13 protein-coding genes are annotated in these 15,659 nt (G+C 72.1%); 5 read left to right on the top strand and 8 right to left on the bottom strand.

All coding sequences use genetic code 11. The features are described from left to right. The first annotated feature begins 10 nt into the window (after positions 1-10). The 3 genes from ACFWV3_RS14945 to ACFWV3_RS14935 are packed head-to-tail and all read left to right on the top strand — an operon-like array spanning position 11 to position 2,423. Positions 11-577, top strand: coding sequence for a hypothetical protein (locus ACFWV3_RS14945; protein WP_382411704.1), 567 nt, complete (start codon positions 11-13; stop codon positions 575-577). A gap of 1 nt (position 578) precedes the next feature. After that, positions 579-2,015, top strand: a complete 1,437-nt coding sequence (locus ACFWV3_RS14940; protein ID WP_382411703.1) for a dihydrolipoyl dehydrogenase family protein — start codon at positions 579-581, stop codon at positions 2,013-2,015. A gap of 39 nt (positions 2,016-2,054) precedes the next feature. Beyond that, entirely contained in the window at positions 2,055-2,423 is a 369-nt protein-coding gene (locus ACFWV3_RS14935; RefSeq protein WP_382411702.1) for a MerR family transcriptional regulator, read from the top strand. A gap of 4 nt (positions 2,424-2,427) precedes the next feature. Here ACFWV3_RS14935 and ACFWV3_RS14930 read toward each other — a convergent pair whose 3' ends face one another. Together ACFWV3_RS14930 and ACFWV3_RS14925 are read right to left on the bottom strand one after the other, a co-directional pair. Continuing rightward, positions 2,428-3,342: an NADP-dependent oxidoreductase gene (locus ACFWV3_RS14930; protein WP_382411701.1), complete on the bottom strand. Its 915-nt coding sequence runs from the start codon at positions 3,340-3,342 to the stop codon at positions 2,428-2,430. A 102-nt stretch (positions 3,343-3,444) separates the two neighbouring features. Continuing rightward, positions 3,445-6,204 (bottom strand): EAL domain-containing protein, encoded by a 2,760-nt coding sequence (locus ACFWV3_RS14925; RefSeq protein WP_382411700.1) that lies wholly within the window; start codon positions 6,202-6,204, stop codon positions 3,445-3,447. A 204-nt stretch (positions 6,205-6,408) separates the two neighbouring features. Between ACFWV3_RS14925 and ACFWV3_RS14920 the strand changes: the two genes are divergently transcribed. Beyond that, the gene (locus ACFWV3_RS14920) at positions 6,409-7,569 is read left to right on the top strand and encodes a beta-ketoacyl synthase N-terminal-like domain-containing protein (protein WP_382411699.1); all 1,161 of its coding nucleotides are present in this window, start codon (positions 6,409-6,411) and stop codon (positions 7,567-7,569) included. 78 nt (positions 7,570-7,647) lie between these two features. Next, entirely contained in the window at positions 7,648-8,535 is an 888-nt protein-coding gene (locus ACFWV3_RS14915; protein WP_382411698.1) for a cellulose binding domain-containing protein, read from the top strand. Here ACFWV3_RS14915 and ACFWV3_RS14910 read toward each other — a convergent pair. The 6 genes from ACFWV3_RS14910 to ACFWV3_RS14885 are packed head-to-tail and all read right to left on the bottom strand — an operon-like array spanning position 8,507 to position 15,659. Next, positions 8,507-8,935: an NUDIX domain-containing protein gene (locus ACFWV3_RS14910; RefSeq protein ID WP_382411696.1), complete on the bottom strand. Its 429-nt coding sequence runs from the start codon at positions 8,933-8,935 to the stop codon at positions 8,507-8,509. The genes ACFWV3_RS14915 and ACFWV3_RS14910 overlap by 29 nt on opposite strands. 9 nt (positions 8,936-8,944) lie before the next feature. Beyond that, positions 8,945-9,823, bottom strand: coding sequence for a LacI family DNA-binding transcriptional regulator (locus ACFWV3_RS14905; protein ID WP_382411695.1), 879 nt, complete (start codon positions 9,821-9,823; stop codon positions 8,945-8,947). A 1-nt stretch (position 9,824) separates the two neighbouring features. Continuing rightward, positions 9,825-12,245, bottom strand: a complete 2,421-nt coding sequence (locus tag ACFWV3_RS14900) for a glycoside hydrolase family 2 protein (protein ID WP_382411694.1) — start codon at positions 12,243-12,245, stop codon at positions 9,825-9,827. After that, positions 12,242-12,994 carry an ABC transporter ATP-binding protein gene (locus ACFWV3_RS14895; protein WP_382411693.1) on the bottom strand — a complete coding sequence of 251 codons (753 nt, stop codon included), beginning with the start codon at positions 12,992-12,994 and terminating at the stop codon, positions 12,242-12,244. The genes ACFWV3_RS14900 and ACFWV3_RS14895 overlap by 4 nt, the downstream gene beginning before the upstream one ends. Then, the gene (locus tag ACFWV3_RS14890; RefSeq protein ID WP_382411692.1) at positions 12,991-14,664 is read right to left on the bottom strand and encodes a dipeptide/oligopeptide/nickel ABC transporter permease/ATP-binding protein; all 1,674 of its coding nucleotides are present in this window, start codon (positions 14,662-14,664) and stop codon (positions 12,991-12,993) included. Before ACFWV3_RS14890 ends, ACFWV3_RS14895 begins: the two co-directional genes overlap by 4 nt. Further along, on the bottom strand, positions 14,661-15,659 hold the full coding sequence (locus ACFWV3_RS14885) for an ABC transporter permease (protein ID WP_382411691.1): 999 nt from the start codon (positions 15,657-15,659) through the stop codon (positions 14,661-14,663). The genes ACFWV3_RS14890 and ACFWV3_RS14885 overlap by 4 nt, the downstream gene beginning before the upstream one ends.

The following is a 15,659-nucleotide window of genomic DNA, read 5'->3' as shown; positions in this document are numbered from 1 at the left end:
AGGAACCGCCATGACCACCGTCGACACGACCGTCGACCCGTCCGCCGTCCCGGTGGCGCACGCACTGCGCCGGCTCTACCTGGTGAGGTTCGTCTTCGCCGCGGTGTGGGCCGGCCTGATGTTCGCCACCGGCGCGCAGCTCGGAGCGCTCGGCATCGCCCTGCTCGTGCTCTACCCGCTGTTCGACGTGGCCGCGGCGGTGGTGGACGTCCGGTCGTCGCGGTCCACGACGCCGTCCTACGGGCTCTACGTGAACATCGTGATCAGCCTGCTCGCGGCGGTCGGCCTCGGGATCGCCGGCGCGTCCGGGGTGCCGGCCGTGCTCGTCGTGTGGGGCGCCTGGGCGATCGTCGCCGGGCTCGTCCAGCTGGTCGTGGGCGTCGTCCGCCGCTCGATGGGCGGGCAGTGGCCGATGATCCTCAGCGGTGGTCTCTCCGTGGTGGTCGGCACGACCTTCGTCAAGGCCGCCACCGCCGCCGAGCCCACGCTGACCAACGTCGCCGGGTACGCGCTCGTCGGCGGTGTCTTCTTCCTCGTCTCCGCGCTGCGCCTGCGCCGCACCGGCAAGGAGAGCTGACATGGGTGCCGAAACGTACGACGTCGTGGTGATCGGTGCGGGACCGGTGGGCGAGAACGTCGCCGACCGCGTGGTGCAGGGCGGGCTCAGCGTCGCCGTCGTCGAGCGCGAGCTGGTCGGCGGTGAGTGCTCCTACTGGGCGTGCATGCCCACCAAGGCGTTGCTGCGCGGTGCCGCTGTTCTCCGTGCCGCACAACGGGTTCCCGGCGCACGGGAGGCGGTGACGGGAAAGCTCGACGTCGAGGCCGTGCTCCGCCGCCGGGACGCCTTCGCGTCGCACTGGCAGGACGACGGCCAGGTCGCCTGGCTCGAGTCGGCGGGCATCCCGCTGCACCGCGGCCACGGCCGGATCACCTCCGCCGAGACCGTCGAGGTCACCGGTGCGGACGGCGTCACGACGCTGACCGCGCGGCACGCCATCGTCGTCGCCACCGGCAGCGGCGCACTGGTGCCGGACATCGACGGCCTGCGCGCCGCGGCACCGTGGACGAGCCGCGAGACCGTTGCGGCGAAAGAGGTTCCCGGCCGGCTCGCGATCATCGGCGGTGGCGTCGTGGCGTCGGAGATGGCCACCGCGTTCGCGAGCCTCGGCTCCTCGGTCGAGATGCTGGCCCGCGACGGTGTGCTGCACCTGCAGGAACCGTTCGCCGGGGAAGCCGTCACCGAGGCGCTGCGGGAGGCCGGGGTGACGGTGCGCGTCGGCGCCGAGGCCGCCTCGGTGCGCCGCGACGACAACGGCACCGTGCACATCACCCTCACCGACGGCGAGCAGGTCGAGGCCGACGAGCTCCTCGTCGCGATCGGCCGCACGCCGAACACCGGGGACATCGGCCTGGACGCGCTCGGCCTCAAGCCGGGGTCGTGGCTCTCGGTCGACGACGGCCTGCGCGTGCTGGGGGAGGACGGCGCTCCGGTCGCCGGGGGCCGCGTGTACGCGGTCGGCGACGTCAACCGCCGCGTTCTGCTGACGCACCAGGGCAAGTACCAGGCCCGTGCGGTCGGCGACGCCATCGTGGCGCGCGCCAAGGGCGACGAGGTCGACGACGGTCCGTGGGGCAGGCACGCGTCCACCGCGGACGAACGCGCCGTGCCGCAGGTGGTCTTCACCGAGCCCGAGATCGCGTCGGTGGGTCTGACCGCGGCCGCCGCGGAGGCCGCCGGGCTGCGCGTGCGGGTCGTCGACCACGACCTCGCCGCCGTCGCCGGGTCCGCCCTGCACGCCGAGGGCTACCGCGGGCACGCCCGCATGGTGGTGGACGAGGACCGGCGGGTGGTCGTCGGCTTCACGCTGGTCGGACCGGACGTCGCCGAGCTGCTGCACGCCGCGACGATCGCGGTCGCCGCGGAGGTCCCGATCGACCGGCTGTGGCACGCCGTGCCGTCGTTCCCGACCGTCAGCGAGGTCTGGTTGCGACTGCTGGAAGCGTACGGGCGCTGACCGGTGGTGCGGCCGTCCGACAGGGCTAGCCTGGAGGGCATGCGGATCGGAGAACTCGCCCGGCTGACCGGTGTCAGCGCCCGCTCGTTGCGCTACTACGAGCAGCAGGGACTCGTGCACAGCACGCGGTCCGTCGGCGGGCAGCGCCACTACGCGCCGACGGAGGCCGCCAGGGTCGAGATGATCCGCCGGCTGTTCGAGGCGGGGCTCGGCACCAAGGTGATCGCCCGCCTGCTGCCGTGCGTGGACACCGACGACCAGGCCGTCGCCGAGGACGCCTTCACCGCGATGCGGGGCGAGCGGGACCGGCTGACCGCGGACATCGACCGGCTCGTCGAGGCACGAGCGTCCCTCGACGAGCTGATCGAGATCAACATCCGGTTCCGGCGGCAGATCGGCGCCGCCTGAGCCGTCAGAGCTCGAGGTCGATCACGAGCTTGCCCGTGGCGTGCCTGGACTCGACCAGGGCGAGCGCCTCCTGGGCTTGCGCCAGCGGGTAGGTCGCCGTGATCCGCGGGTCGAGGACCCCGGCGACCATCAGCTCCGCGACGCGTTCGAGGCCCGAGCGGTCCAGGCGGCGCACGACGTAGGCGCCGCCCAGCTCGGCCACCGACGGGTCGCCGATGGACACGAGGGCCTCCGGCTTCGCCGCCAGCGGGGCGAGCAGGCGCAACGACTCGCCGCCCACGGTGTCGACCACCGCGTCGTAGCGAGGGGCCAGCCGCGCGAGGACGTCGCCCTCGGTGTAGTCGACGAACGTCGCCCCGGTCGCCTCCACCAGGTCCCGCTTGGTCTTGCTCGCGGTGCCGGTCACGACCAGGCCGCGGTCGTGGGCGAGCTGGGCGACCGCGATGCCCACCCCGCCACCGATCCCGTTGACCAGCAACGACGCCCCGGCGGGCAGGTCGAGCTGGTCCAGGACGTCCAGCGCGGTCGTGCCGGCGACGGGGATCGTCGCGGCCCACGTGAACGACAGCGCGTCGGGGATGCGCGCCGTCGACTCGGCGAGCAGCAACGTCGTCTCGGCGTAGGTGCCCGCGAAGGTGAGCGCGAAACCGGTGACGCGGTCGCCGACCGCCAGGCCGGTGACGCCCTCGCCGAGCGCGAGCACCGTGCCGGCCGCCTCCATGCCGAGCACGTGCGGGAACGGCACGTGGCCGTTCATCGAGGCGGCGGACCCGGACCGCAGGATGTGGTCGAGCGGGTTGACCCCGGTCGCCGCGACGCGGACGAGCACCTCACCCGGACCGGGCACCGGGTCGGGCCGGTCGAAGAACTCCTGGACCTCCGGCCCGCCGAAACCCTGGTACCCCAACGCCTTGCCCATCGCGCATCTCCTCGACCGCCCTCGTTCCGACGGTCGGAACGAGGTGACTCCGACGCTAGGGGCTGACACCGGTGTCAGGGTCCAGCCGATGTGACCGGGCCCTCACAGCTCGGCCAGCGGCACCGGTCTGCCCAGGAAGTAGCCCTGGGCCTGGTCGCACCCGAGCGCCCGCAGGATCTCCAGCTGCTCGACGTGCTCGACGCCCTCCGCGATCACCGTCAGGTCGACGGCGTGAGCCATCGCGATGATGCTGGTGACGATCGCCTCCGCCTCGTCGGACCGGCCGAGTCCCGCCGTGAACGAGCGGTCGATCTTGAGCGTGTCGAGCGGCAGGGTGAGCAGCTGGGCGAGCGAGCTGTGGCCCGTGCCGAAGTCGTCGATCGCGAGCCGCACGCCCAGGTCCCGCAACGCCGACAGGGTGCGGGCCGCGAGCGCCGGGTCGTGCATGAGCGCGCTCTCGGTGATCTCCAGGCACAGCGAGCTCGGCGGCAGCCCCGACTTGTGGGTGGCGTTGCGGACCGACGACACGAGCCACGGGTCGTCGAGCTGGCGGGCCGACAGGTTCACCGTCAGCTGGAGCTCCGGCGCCTGCGCGGCGATCTCGCGCGAGGCGGTGTAGAGCATGTGGGCGCCGACGATGTTGATCAGGTCGCTCTCCTCGGCGAGCGAGATGAACTCGCCGGGCATGATCAGCCCGTAGCGGGGGTGCGTCCAGCGCAGCAGGCCCTCGACGGCGGTGCGCCGGTTCGTGCGCAGGTCGACGATCGGCTGGTAGGCGAGCCACAGCTCGTCGCCGAGCGGCGCCATCCGCAGGTCCTGCTCGAGCTGCAGGCGGCGCTGGATCCGTTCGCGCAGCTCGACGTCGAAGAACGAGATGCGGCCGCGGCCCCTGGTCTTCGCCTGGTACATCGCGAGGTCGGCGTCGCGCAGCAGGTCGGAGCCGTCGCGCTGGTCGCCCGGCTCGGCGAGCACGATGCCCACGCTGGCGTCGACGTGCAGCTGCCTGCCCTCCACGGTGATCGGCTTGTTGAGCTCCGCCCGGACGTGGTCGGCGATGGCGCCCGCCTCCTCCGGCCCGGTGACGCCGTAGGCGATGACGGTGAACTCGTCGCCGCCGAGCCTGCCCACGACGTCGCCGCGGCGGGCGCTCAGGCTGAGCCGCGTGCCGACGACCCGCAGCACCTCGTCGCCGGCGCTGTGGCCGAGGGAGTCGTTGATGACCTTGAACTTGTCGAGGTCGATGAACAGCACCGCGGTGAGCCCCGACCGGTGCGCCCGTTCGCGCGGGCTGAGCCGGTTGATGGTCACCGTGCGGTTGAACAGGCCGGTCAGCGCGTCGTGCGTCGCCTCGTGCTCCAGCTGGCTGTCGATCATGCGGCGCTCGGTGATGTCGGTGAACGACACCACGGTCGCCGACGGAAGATCACCGTTCTGGGTGAGGGCGCGGGCGCTCAGCGAGAGCCACACGCGGGTGCCGTCCGGCCGCAGCGCTCGGACGATCCGCCCGTGCTGCGCCTGGCCGGTGGCCCTGGTGAGGGCCGACGGGAACGCCGACTGCGGGATCGGCTGCCCGGCCTCGTCGTGCAGCTCCGTCGACGACGCCAGCTCGCCGATCGCCTCCTGCGCGCTCACGCCGAGGATCCGTTCCGCGGCGGGGTTGACCGACTCGACGCGGCCGGTGGACCCGACGACGAGAACGCCCTCCTCGATCGCGGCGACCACCGCCGTGAAGTGGCGTTCGGCGCGCCGGCGCGCGGTCTCGTCCGCGCAGATCAGCACGTACCCGCCGTCCATCCTGGCGACCGAGACCCGCACGGACAGCGCCTCGCCGTCGGCCCTGCGGTGGTCGGCCTGGGTCACGCCGCCGGCCTCCAGGACCTCGACGGGGTCGAGCGGCGCGCCGACGACCTCGCTGATGGGACCGCCGATCGCCTCGGCGGCGCTGCGGCCGTAGACGGTCTCCGCGCTGGGGTTCCAGCTGGTCACGACGCCGTCGGCGGTGGTGGCGATGAGCGCGTCGCTGACGTGCGCGACCAGTGCGGCCTGGTAGCGCAACGCCGCCGCGGCCGCCTTCTGCTCGGTGACGTCGCGCATGATCACCTGGTACGCCGGCTTGCCCTCCCAGGTCGTGCGCACCGAGACCGACTCGACGTCGGTCGTGCCGCCGTCCGTCCTGAGCAGCACGGCGTCGGCGGGGTCGCTCGTCGCGCCCGGCTCGGTGAGCTTCGCGATGCGCCGCAGCATCTCGGCCTGCGAGTCGGGGTGGACGAAGTCGGTGATCGGCCGCCCGATGAGGTCCGCGTCGGAGCTCGCCCGCACGAACCGGACCGTCGCCGGGTTCGCGTAGACGATCCGGCCCGCCTCGTGCACCACGATGGCCTCGGGCGCGAGCTCGACGAGCAGCCGGTAGCGGTCGGCGAGGTCCGCGAGCTCCTGCTGCTGGTTGTGCCGCCGGGTCACGTCGGCGACCACGCCGACCAGCGCCCGCGAGGAGTCCTGGGCCGACAGGCGGGCGCGGAACTGCAGCCAGCGCCGCCCGTCCTGCGTGTCGAGGGGCTGGACCAGCTCGAAGTCCTGCCAGGACGGCGCCGTCCTGGCGGCCACGGTCAGCGGCCGCACCAGCTCGGCGAGCCGGGCGCGCACGGTGTCGGGGTCGGCGCCGGGGGTCCCGACCACCGCGTCGAGGCCCGGCATCCAGCCGAGCTGCTCGTCACCGAGGTCGAGCCACCACACCACGGCGGCGCCGATCGAGGTGCCGAGGTCGGCCAGCAGCTCGTGGTCGAAGTCGGCGTCGCCGATCAGCCCGCTCACGTTGTGACTCCCAGATCCCGCAGTCTCTCGTATTCGCCGTGGCGTGGCCATCGTGAAGTCCTACCGCACAGTCGACCGGAGGCGCATCCGTCTGGCGTGAACATGGTGAGCCGTTATATCGGTAATCGAATCCGTCCGCATGCCCAGGGGTCGTTTTGAATGTCCATTGTAGACGAATGAAAGGGTTCACCGCGAGGTGCTGCTGCCCGTTACCCTGGTGTCAGAGGTGTGGACCCTCGGTGTGGGGGAGCGGATATGGTCGCGCGAGGTGTGGGGATCTGCGGAGTCGGCGTCGTCAGCGCGTACGGCTGGGACCGCGAGTCGCTGTGGGACGGTCTGGCGAGCGGGAGGACCTCCGCCGCCGTCGTGCCCGAGCTGGGCAGAGAGCCGGGTGAGGGGGTCTGGGCAGCGAGAATCGGCGACGACGGAGACCCGGTGGACGGTCCCTCCCGGTTCGCGCAGGCCATGCGGGCCGCGGCCAGGGAGGCCATCGAGGACGCCGGGTCCAGGGGCTGGGTTCCCGGCAGGAGGGTCGGGTTGCTGCACGCCGTGGTGCTGGGCGAGGTCGACCTGTGGCGCGACTTCTACATCACCCGCGGCGGGAAGTTACCGGTGCGCGACTACCTCGCGCTGATGCCTTCGACTCCGATGTCGACGTTCATGCAGGAATACGGTTTTCACGGACCCGCGATGAACGTCTCGGCGATGTGCGCGTCGGGCAATGCCGGATTGATCACGGCAAAAGCGTGGCTGGACGCGGGAATCGTCGACGACGTCGTGTTCGTGGCGACGGATCTTTCCCTGACCCCGGAGAACATCGCCCACTTCGTCGACCTCGGAGTGGCGGTCGTGGACGCCGAGCCGCTCGACGCGTGCCGCCCGTTCCAGCAGGGCAGCAGGGGTTTCGTGATGGGCGAGGCGTCCGTGGCGTTCGTCCTCTCCCGACGCGCCGCCCGCCCGTACGCGCTGACCCTGGGCGGCGCGATGTCGCACGACGCCTACCACGTGACCTCGATCGACCCGCAGCTCGACCAGGTCCTCGGCTGCTTCACCGACGCGCTGGCCAACGCGGGCGTGAGCGCGTCCGACGTGCGCTACCTCAACGCCCACGGCCCCGGCACGGCCCAGTGCGACGCCGCCGAGGCGGCCGTCCTGGAGCGGCTCTTCCGCGAGGACACCGGCCTCTACTCGGTGAAACCGCTGACCGGCCACTGCCAGGGCGCGGCGTCGGCGATCGAGGCGGCGGTCACCGCGATGGGCTACGACCGGGGCGTGATCCCGGCACCCCCGGTGGTCGCCGCGGGACACCCGGCCCTGCTGAACGGCCTGACCCCGGTCGCCGACGGCTTCACGGTCAAGTCGTCGCTGGGGATGGGCGGCCACAACTCGGCCATCGTCCTCGCCCCGCCGGCGTAACGCGGTGATCAGCTTTACCGACACTCCAGCTGGGGTAGTCGCGTGAGGACGTCCCGCGCTTACAGTCGGGAGTGACAGGTGCTGCGCAAGCACGTGCTGGTGCTGGTCCTGCTCGCGTCCGCGTGCACGGCCACGCCGGCACCGGCCCCGTCCTCCTCCCCGACCGTCCCGCTGAAACCGCCGACCCTGGTCAACGAGGTCGTGCCACCCCAGGACGTGCTGACGGTGGTGCGCGAGGTGGTGGACGCCCGCACCGTGGAGTTCGTGGACGGCACCATCGTCCGCATCGCCCTGCTGGCCGAGCCGAAACCGTGCTTCGCCGAGGCGTCCCTGGCCTTCGCCCGCTCGACCCTGCTGGCCAGGTCCGTCCGCTACACGGGCGTGACGCTGGGCGAGGTGAACCTGGAGCTGGAGGACGGCACCGACTACGCCGTCCTCGCCGTGCAGCAGGGCGCGCTGCGGCCGGAGAGCGTGGACGGCGGGCCGCTGATCAGCGCCCGGGACGAGGCAACCGCTGCTCGCCGCGGGTTGTGGGGGCCGCCGTGCGAGGGGTCCGACACGTCGAAGCCCGCGCCCACCACGACGACGACCACCGTTCCGCCGCCGACCACCACTCCGCCTCCTCCCACGACCACCGCGCCTCCTCGGCCCTGTGCCGTGTCGTACCGGGTGACGGGGCAGTGGCAGGGCGGGTTCCAGGTCAGCGTGATCGTGCGGAACACCGGGACCGCCGCCGTGACCGGGTGGGTGGTGCGGTGGTCGTTCTCCGGCGGCGAGACGGTCCGGGACATCTGGGACGCGTCGGCGCGGCAGTCCGGGGCGGCTGTCAGCGCGTCGAACCTCAGCTACAACTCGCGGATCGCGGCTGGCGGGTCGGTGCAGTTCGGGTTCAACGGGAGCTCTCGCGGGGCGCCTCGGGTGCCGGGGGCGTTCACGGTCAACGGGGCGCAGTGCTCGGTCGGCTAGGCAGGTCGCCGCGGTCCTGCCGCTCGAAGAAGTCCGCCAGGATCGCGTTGTCCTCGTACCCGAGCGCGGTCGTGGCGACCTCCTCCCGCGTGAACCACCTCAACCGCTGCCCCTCGGTGAGCACCACGACGTCGAGATCCAGCTCCACCGAGGTCCAGAAAGTGTGCTCCACCCCGTAGGACCGGGTGGCGGACACCAGAGAACGCACGTCCTCCAGCACCACGCCCATCTCCTCGTCGATCTCCCGCACGATGCACTCCGCGGGCGTCTCACCGGCCTCGACGTACCCGCCGGGCAGGCACCAGGTGTTCGGAAACGCGATCGTCGGCTTGTCGTCGCGCAGGTACAGCAGCACCGAGCCGGCGGAGTTGACCATCACGATGTTCGTGCCCTCGTCCACTCCCGAATCTTAGACAGCCGCCGTCGTCCCCCGCGGCACGTAACGGGCGACGGGTGACCAGCGCTCCGCCACCGGGACGCCGTCCACCAGCTCCAGCAACGACTCCGCCACCAGCACGCCGAACTGGTGCACGTCCACGCTCATGGTCGTCAGAGCGGGAGAGGCGAGCCGGCACAACGTCGAGTCGTCCCAAGCCACCAGGCTGAGCTGAGAAGGCACCGACACCCCGAGCCCCACCGCGGCCGCGAGACCGGACACCGCCATCACGTCGTTGTCGTAGAGAATCGCCGTGGGCGGGTCGGCGAGGGTCAGCAACGACGTGGTCAGCTTCTCGCCCGACTCCTCCGAGTAGTCGCCCTCCACGATCACCGGCTCGACCCCGGCGGCGGCACACCCCGCGACCAACGCCGCGGTGCGCGCCTGCGTGTGCGCCAGGGCGCTCGGGCCGGTGACCCTGGCGATCCGGCGGTGACCCAGTTCCAGCAGGTGGTCGAGCGCCGAGGCGATCGGGCCTGCGTGGTCGGTGCGGACGCACGGCAGCGTCGAGTCGCCGACCACCACCGCCGGCAGGGCCAGTTCTGCCAGCACGGCAGGACGCGGGTCGTCCTCCACGAGGTTCACGACCACCACCGCGTCGACCAGGCCCCGGCTCGCCCAGCGGTGGTAGGCCGCGATCTCGGCGTCGTGGTCCGCCACCACGTGCAGCAGCACGGAGAGGTCGCGTTCGGCGAGCCGTTCCTCGATGCCGGCGATGAACTCCATGAAGAACGGCTCGACGCCGAGCAGCCGGGCGGGGCGGGCCAGCACCAGGCCGATCGCGCCGGTCGGGTCGGGCACGGTCGGGTCGGGCACGGTCGGGTCGGGCACGGTCACGTCAGGCACAGCCATGTCAGGCACGGGGCACCGCGCTGAGGTCGTTGGCGCTGCGCAGGACCAGCGGGCCGGTGAACGCCGCCGGGTCGACCGAGGCGTCCGTGCGGACGTGGAACACGTGGACCTCGCCCGCCAGCAGGGAGAGGAGCATGTCGTCGACGACCGCGTCCGGGGCGACCCGGTCGGCCAGGACCACCACGTCGTGGGCGAACGACGACGCGCGGACCTCCACGTCGTAGCCGCCGGGCACCGCTTCCGCCCGTGCGGTGAGGGGAGCGGGGTCGTAGGCCAGGCCGGTGCGGAACAGGTGGGTCGCGCGGGCCTCGGCGGTCGTCGCCACCACCACCTCCGCGTCCTCGTTCGCCGGCGTCAGCAGTGCCTCCTCCAGCTCCCAGGCGAGCACCGACCTGGGCGGCACCGTCCGGCGCAGTCTAGTCAGGTGCAGGGTGACGCCCCGGAACGTCTGGCGGTCGAGCGTCACGTGCGCGTCCCACGGTTCGTCGTGGTCGTTGACGGCGATGAGCACCAGCCGGTCGCCGCGGGGCTGGAAGGTGAGCAGGCGCGGCGCGAACGCGTGGCGCAGGCCGTACCACAGGGGCTTGAGCCGTTCCTCGCTGTCGATCGCCGCCCACGACGTCACGGGCCAGCAGTCGTTGAGCTGCCAGACGACGGCACCGGCGGTGCGCGGCCACCACGAGCGGTAGTGCTCGATGCCGAGGCTCACGGCCCGTGCCTGGCCGAGCTGGGTCGCCCAGTGCCAGTCCTCGAACCTCTCCGGCACGCGTCCGAGGCCGCGGTCGAGCTTCCCGTTGCCGTTCTCGGCCTTCTGGTGCGTCAGGAAGCTCGGCGACGCCGGGGTCAGCGGCTCGTCGTGGACCCAGCGGGTGAGCGTCGACCACGTGGGCGGGCCCTGGTAGCCGAACTCCGAGCAGAAGCGGGGGATGTGGTCGCGGTAGTGCTCGGGCCCGACCTGGTTCCAGACGTGCCAGTCGTGCCGGGTGCCGTGGTCCTCGGAGTTCGGGTGCGGGCCGCCGTACGGGCTGCTCGGGCAGTAGAACCGGGTCGGGTCGAGCTCGGCCACGATCGACGGCAGCAGGTCCTCGTAGTAGCCGAGTCCCCACGTGCGGCCGTCGAGCTGCGCGGGCCAGCCCCAGTCCGCGAAGCCCCACAGGTTCTCGTTGCCGCCGTTCCACAACGCGAGCGAGGCGTGCGACATCAGGCGTACGACGTTCTCGCGGGCCTCGGCCTCCAGTTCGCCGCGCACCGGTTCCTCCTCCGGGTACGCGGCGCACGCGAGCGGGAAGTCCTGCCACACCAGGACTCCGCGTTCGTCGCAGACGTCGTAGAAGTCGTCGGACTCGTAGATGCCGCCGCCCCACACCCGCAGCAGGTTGACGTGCGCCGCGACGGCCTGGTCGACCCGCCTGGCGAGCCGGGCGCGGGTGACCCTGGTGAGGAAGTGGTCGTCGGGGATCCAGTTGGCGCCCTTGACGAAGAGCGGCTTGTCGTTGACGACGACGGTGAACGGAGTGCCGATCTCGTCCGGTGCCGTGTCGACGGTGATCGTGCGGAACCCGATCCGCTTCGCCACCTCGTCGAGCAGCCCCGACGACCCCCGCAGCGTCACGGACAGGTCGTGCAGCGGCTGGGCGCCGTGCCCGACCGGCCACCACAGGGCGACGCCGGGAACGTCCAGGCGCGCGGTCACGGTCGTCTGCCCGGCGGGCACCAGAACGGTGCAGTCCTGCGCTCCCACCGCGACCCGCAGCGTCAGGTCCTCGTGCCGGTCCCACTCGACGGTCGCGTGCACCTCGACCCTGCCGGTCGTGCCCGTGACGGTCACGACCGGGCGGACCTGCGCGAACCTCGCGGTGTGCCAGCGCTCCAGCCGCACCGGCCGCCAGATGCCCGCGGTCTGCAGGTCCGGTCCCCAATCCCAGCCGAAGCTGCACGCCATCTTGCGGACCATATTGAACGGGTGGGGGTTGACGTGCGAGCGCCGGCCCAGCGCGGCTTCGACCTTCTCCGCGTGCACCAGCGCGGACGAGAACGCCACCTCCAGGTCGTTGCCGCCGTCCATCAGGAGGTCCCGCACGTCGAAGCGGTGGCTGCGGTGCATGTTCGCGGTCTCGCCGAGCAGGTGCCCGTTCAGCGAGACAGCGGCAACGGTGTCCAGGCCGTCGAACACGAGGTCCGCCCGGCCGGACGAGGCCGTGGCGAGGAACGTGGTGCGGTACCGCCAGTCCGCGCGGTGCACCCACGTCAGCTCGGCCTCCGCCCGGTCGAGGAACGGGTCGGTGATCAGCCCGGACGCCAGCAGGTCGAGGTGCGTGCCGCCGGGCACGGTCGCGGGTACGGTCCGGCCACGGATGTTGTCCGGCACCTCGTTGGTAGTCGCGGTCAGCTGCCAGCCGTCGTGCAGGTACTGCCGGATCAAGACGGACCTCCTGGGCGGAAGCGGGTTTCGGGGTCGGGCGTGGCGGCGGCGAGCAGCCGGGTGTAGGGGTCCCGGGGACGCACGAGCACGTCGTCGCCCGGCCCGCGTTCGACGATCCGGCCCCGGTGCATCACCAGGACCTCGTCGGAGAAGTGCCGGGCCGTGGCGAGGTCGTGCGTGATGTAGAGGACGGCGAGGTCCTCCTCCCGTTGCAGGCGGGCGAGGAGCTTCAGCACGCCCAGCCGGATCGAGACGTCGAGCATGGACACCGGTTCGTCGGCGATGATCACCTTGGCGCCCGGTGCGAGCGCGCGGGCGATCGCGACGCGCTGGCGCTGCCCGCCGGAGAGCTCGTGCGGCCGCCGTGGCGCGAGATCGGGGGAGAGGCTGACGCGTTCGAGCAGGTGCGGCACCTCGGCGCGCGACCTCCCGTGCAGCCGCAGCGGCCGGGCGAGGTGGTGCTCGACCGTGTGGAACGGGTTCAGCGAGGCGAACGGGTCCTGGAAGATCATCTGCACGTGGTCGCGGTAGCGGCGATCGGGCACGGGGCCGTCCGGTCCGGTCAGCAGGATCTCGCCGGACGTGGGCCGGACGAGCTTCGCGATCATGCGGGCGATCGTCGACTTGCCGGACCCCGACTCGCCGACCAGCGCGACCGTGCGGCCCGCGGTGAGGGCGAACGACACGTCGTCGACCGCGCGGACCCCGCGGAAGGACTTGCTCAGGCCGCGCACTTCCAGCGAGGTCATCGGGTCAGCGCTCCTGCCTCGCCGGTCAGGCTGGGGAACGACGCCAGCAGCTGCCGCGTGTACGGGTGCTGTGGGCGCAGGTAGAGGTCCTCGGCCTCGGCGTGCTCGACGACCTCGCCGTCGCGCATGACCGCGACGCGGTCGCTCAGCTCCAGCAGCAGCGGCAGGTCGTGCGTGATGAACACGACCGCGAACCCCAGCTCGTCGCGCAAACGCTTGATCTCCGTGAGGATCTCCCGCTGCACCAGCACGTCCAGCGCGGTGGTCGGCTCGTCCATGATCATGACCTCCGGTTCGAGCAGCAGCGCCATCGCGATCATCACCCGTTGCCGCATGCCGCCGGACAGCTCGTGCGGGTACGCGCCGAGGCGGGCCGGGTCGACGCCGACGAGCCGCAGCACCTCCGCGCACCGCGTTCTGCGGTCCTGAGTGGACATACCGGGCCGGTGCGTGAGCAGGACGTCCTCCAGCTGCGCGCGGATCGGCGTGACCGGGTTCAGCGAGTTCATCGCACCCTGGAACACCATCGACAGCCGGGCCCAGCGGAACGCCCGCAGCTCGTCGGCGTCCAGTGCCAGCACGTCGACGTCGCCGAACGTGACGGACCCCGACGTGACCTCGGCCGGTGGCCGGTGCAGGCGGTTGACCGCGTACGCCAGCGTCGTCTTGCCGCAGCCGGACTCGCCCGCCAGGCCGAGGATCTCGCCGCGCCGCAACGTCAGCGACACGTCCCTGACCGCGTGCACCGGGGTGGCGCCCTGGTAGACGACGTTGAGGTCGCGGACGGTGAGCACGGCACCGGGCTCCGGGGGAGCGTGGCCGGCCGCCACCACGTCTCGCCGGCGGCGCTCGCGGACGCGCAGCGCCGGGTTGACGATCTCGTCGATGCTGAAGTTGATCAGCGACAACGCGCCGCCGAACACCGCGATCACCAGGCCGGGCGGCACGAACCACCACCAGGCCTCGCGTTGCAGCGCGAACCCGTTCTGCGCGTAGTAGAGCATCGTGCCGAGGGTCGACGAGTTCGCGGCGCCGAGGCCGAGGAACGACAGCCCGGCCTCGCTGAGGATGGCCAGCACGACGGCGAACACGAACTGCGCGGCGAGGATCGGCAGCAGGTTCGGCAGGATCTCCACGCCGATCACCCGCCACGTCTTCTCGCCGGACACCCGCGCCGCGGCCACGTAGTCCCTCGTGCGCAACGACAACGTCTGCGCGCGCAGCACGCGGGCCGCCGCGGCCCAGCCCGTGACCGCGAGGACCACCGCGATCGTGGACGTGCCGCGCTGCTCGGCCGGCACGAACCCGGCGACCACGATCACCAGCGGCAGGCCGGGGATCACCAGCACCACGTTGGAGAACAACGAGAAGACCTCGTCCACGACCCCGCCCGCGTACGCGCCGACGATGCCGAAGACCCCGGACAGCACCGTGGCCATGACCCCCACGAGCAGGCCGATCCACAGCGAGCCGCGGGTGGCGTGGGCCAGCTGCGCCAGCACGTCCTGGCCCGTGAGCGTGGTGCCCAGCAGGTGGTCGCCGCCCGGCGGGGCGAGGCCGCTGTCCCTGATCAGGGCGGGGTCGCCGGTGAGCAGCGGGCCGAGGAGCCCGAAGAGGACGACCAGGCCGGCGAGCACCAGGCCCGTGACGAGCTTGGGGGACCGGGTCATGACACGGTGCTCCGATCCCCGGTGCGGGCGTCGATCAGGCCGTACAGCAGGTCGACGACCAGGTTGGCGCCGAGCACCGCGATCGTGATCACCAGGAAGATGCCCTGCATCAGCGCGTAGTCGTTGTTCTGCACGGCCTGCAGCAGCTTCGACCCGATGCCGGGGTAGGAGAACACCTGCTCGGTGACGATCGACCCGGACACCACGAACCCGAGCGAGATGGCGAACCCGGCGACCGACGGCAGCACGGCGTTGCGGGCCGCGTACCGGACCATCACCCGGCTGCCGCGCAGGCCCTTCGCCCGCGCGGTCAGCACGTAGTCCTCGGACATGGCCGACACCATCATGTTGCGCATGCCGAGCAGCCACCCGCCGACCGACGAGAGCACGATCGTCGATGCCGGCAGGATGCCGTGGTAGAGCGCGGATCCGACGAACTCCGCGCTCCAGCCCGGTTCCAGCACCACGTCGTAGCCGCCGTTGAGCGGGAACCAGCCGAGCCCGGACGCGAGCACCGCGACCAGGATCAGCGCGAGCCAGAAGTACGGCACCGCCGACAGCATCGTCGTCGCGGGCACCAGCGAGTCGAGCCACGTGCCGCGCCTCCACCCGACGACGGCACCGAGCCCGACGCCGAGCGCGAACGACAGCAGCGTCGCGAGCCCGACCAGCACGACGGTCCACGGCAGCGAGCCCGCGATCACGTCGGACACCTCCGCCGGGAACGCGCTGACCGACACCCCGAGCTCGCCACGCAGCAGGTTGCCCAGGTACGCCAGGTACTCCTCGGCGAACGACTCGCGCCCGCCGGTGCCGAGCAGCGTCTCGTAGGCCTGGCGCGCGGCGGGGTCGACGCTGCCGCCGCGCTGCTGGAGCTTGGCCATCAGGATGTCCACCGGGTTGCCCGGCAGCAGGCGCGGGATGACGAAGTTGAGCGTCACCGCGGCCCAGAGCGCGGTCAGGTAGAACGCGATCCTGCGCAGGTGGTGGCCCAT

Source organism: Lentzea sp. NPDC059081 (assembly GCF_042738015.1).
In the GTDB taxonomy this organism is placed as follows: Bacteria; Actinomycetota; Actinomycetes; order Mycobacteriales; family Pseudonocardiaceae; genus Lentzea.
The sequence above is the reverse complement of the archived record's forward strand: the minus strand, read 5'-3'. Positions and strand labels throughout refer to the sequence as shown.

Bases quoted from the DNA above. Each gene is read 5' to 3' on its own strand.
- ACFWV3_RS14905 (WP_382411695.1), bottom strand. From the start codon at position 9,823: ATGGCTGTGCCTGACGTGACCGTGCCCGACCCGACCGTGCCCGACCCG.
- ACFWV3_RS14930 (WP_382411701.1), bottom strand. From the start codon at position 3,342: ATGGGCAAGGCGTTGGGGTACCAGGGTTTCGGCGGGCCGGAGGTCCAG.
- ACFWV3_RS14920 (WP_382411699.1), top strand. From the start codon at position 6,409: ATGGTCGCGCGAGGTGTGGGGATCTGCGGAGTCGGCGTCGTCAGCGCG.
- ACFWV3_RS14925 (WP_382411700.1), bottom strand. From the start codon at position 6,204: ATGGCCACGCCACGGCGAATACGAGAGACTGCGGGATCTGGGAGTCAC.
- ACFWV3_RS14890 (WP_382411692.1), bottom strand. From the start codon at position 14,664: ATGACCCGGTCCCCCAAGCTCGTCACGGGCCTGGTGCTCGCCGGCCTG.
- ACFWV3_RS14940 (WP_382411703.1), top strand. From the start codon at position 579: ATGGGTGCCGAAACGTACGACGTCGTGGTGATCGGTGCGGGACCGGTG.
- ACFWV3_RS14945 (WP_382411704.1), top strand. From the start codon at position 11: ATGACCACCGTCGACACGACCGTCGACCCGTCCGCCGTCCCGGTGGCG.
- ACFWV3_RS14895 (WP_382411693.1), bottom strand. From the start codon at position 12,994: ATGACCTCGCTGGAAGTGCGCGGCCTGAGCAAGTCCTTCCGCGGGGTC.
- ACFWV3_RS14885 (WP_382411691.1), bottom strand. From the start codon at position 15,659: ATGGGCCACCACCTGCGCAGGATCGCGTTCTACCTGACCGCGCTCTGG.
- ACFWV3_RS14935 (WP_382411702.1), top strand. From the start codon at position 2,055: ATGCGGATCGGAGAACTCGCCCGGCTGACCGGTGTCAGCGCCCGCTCG.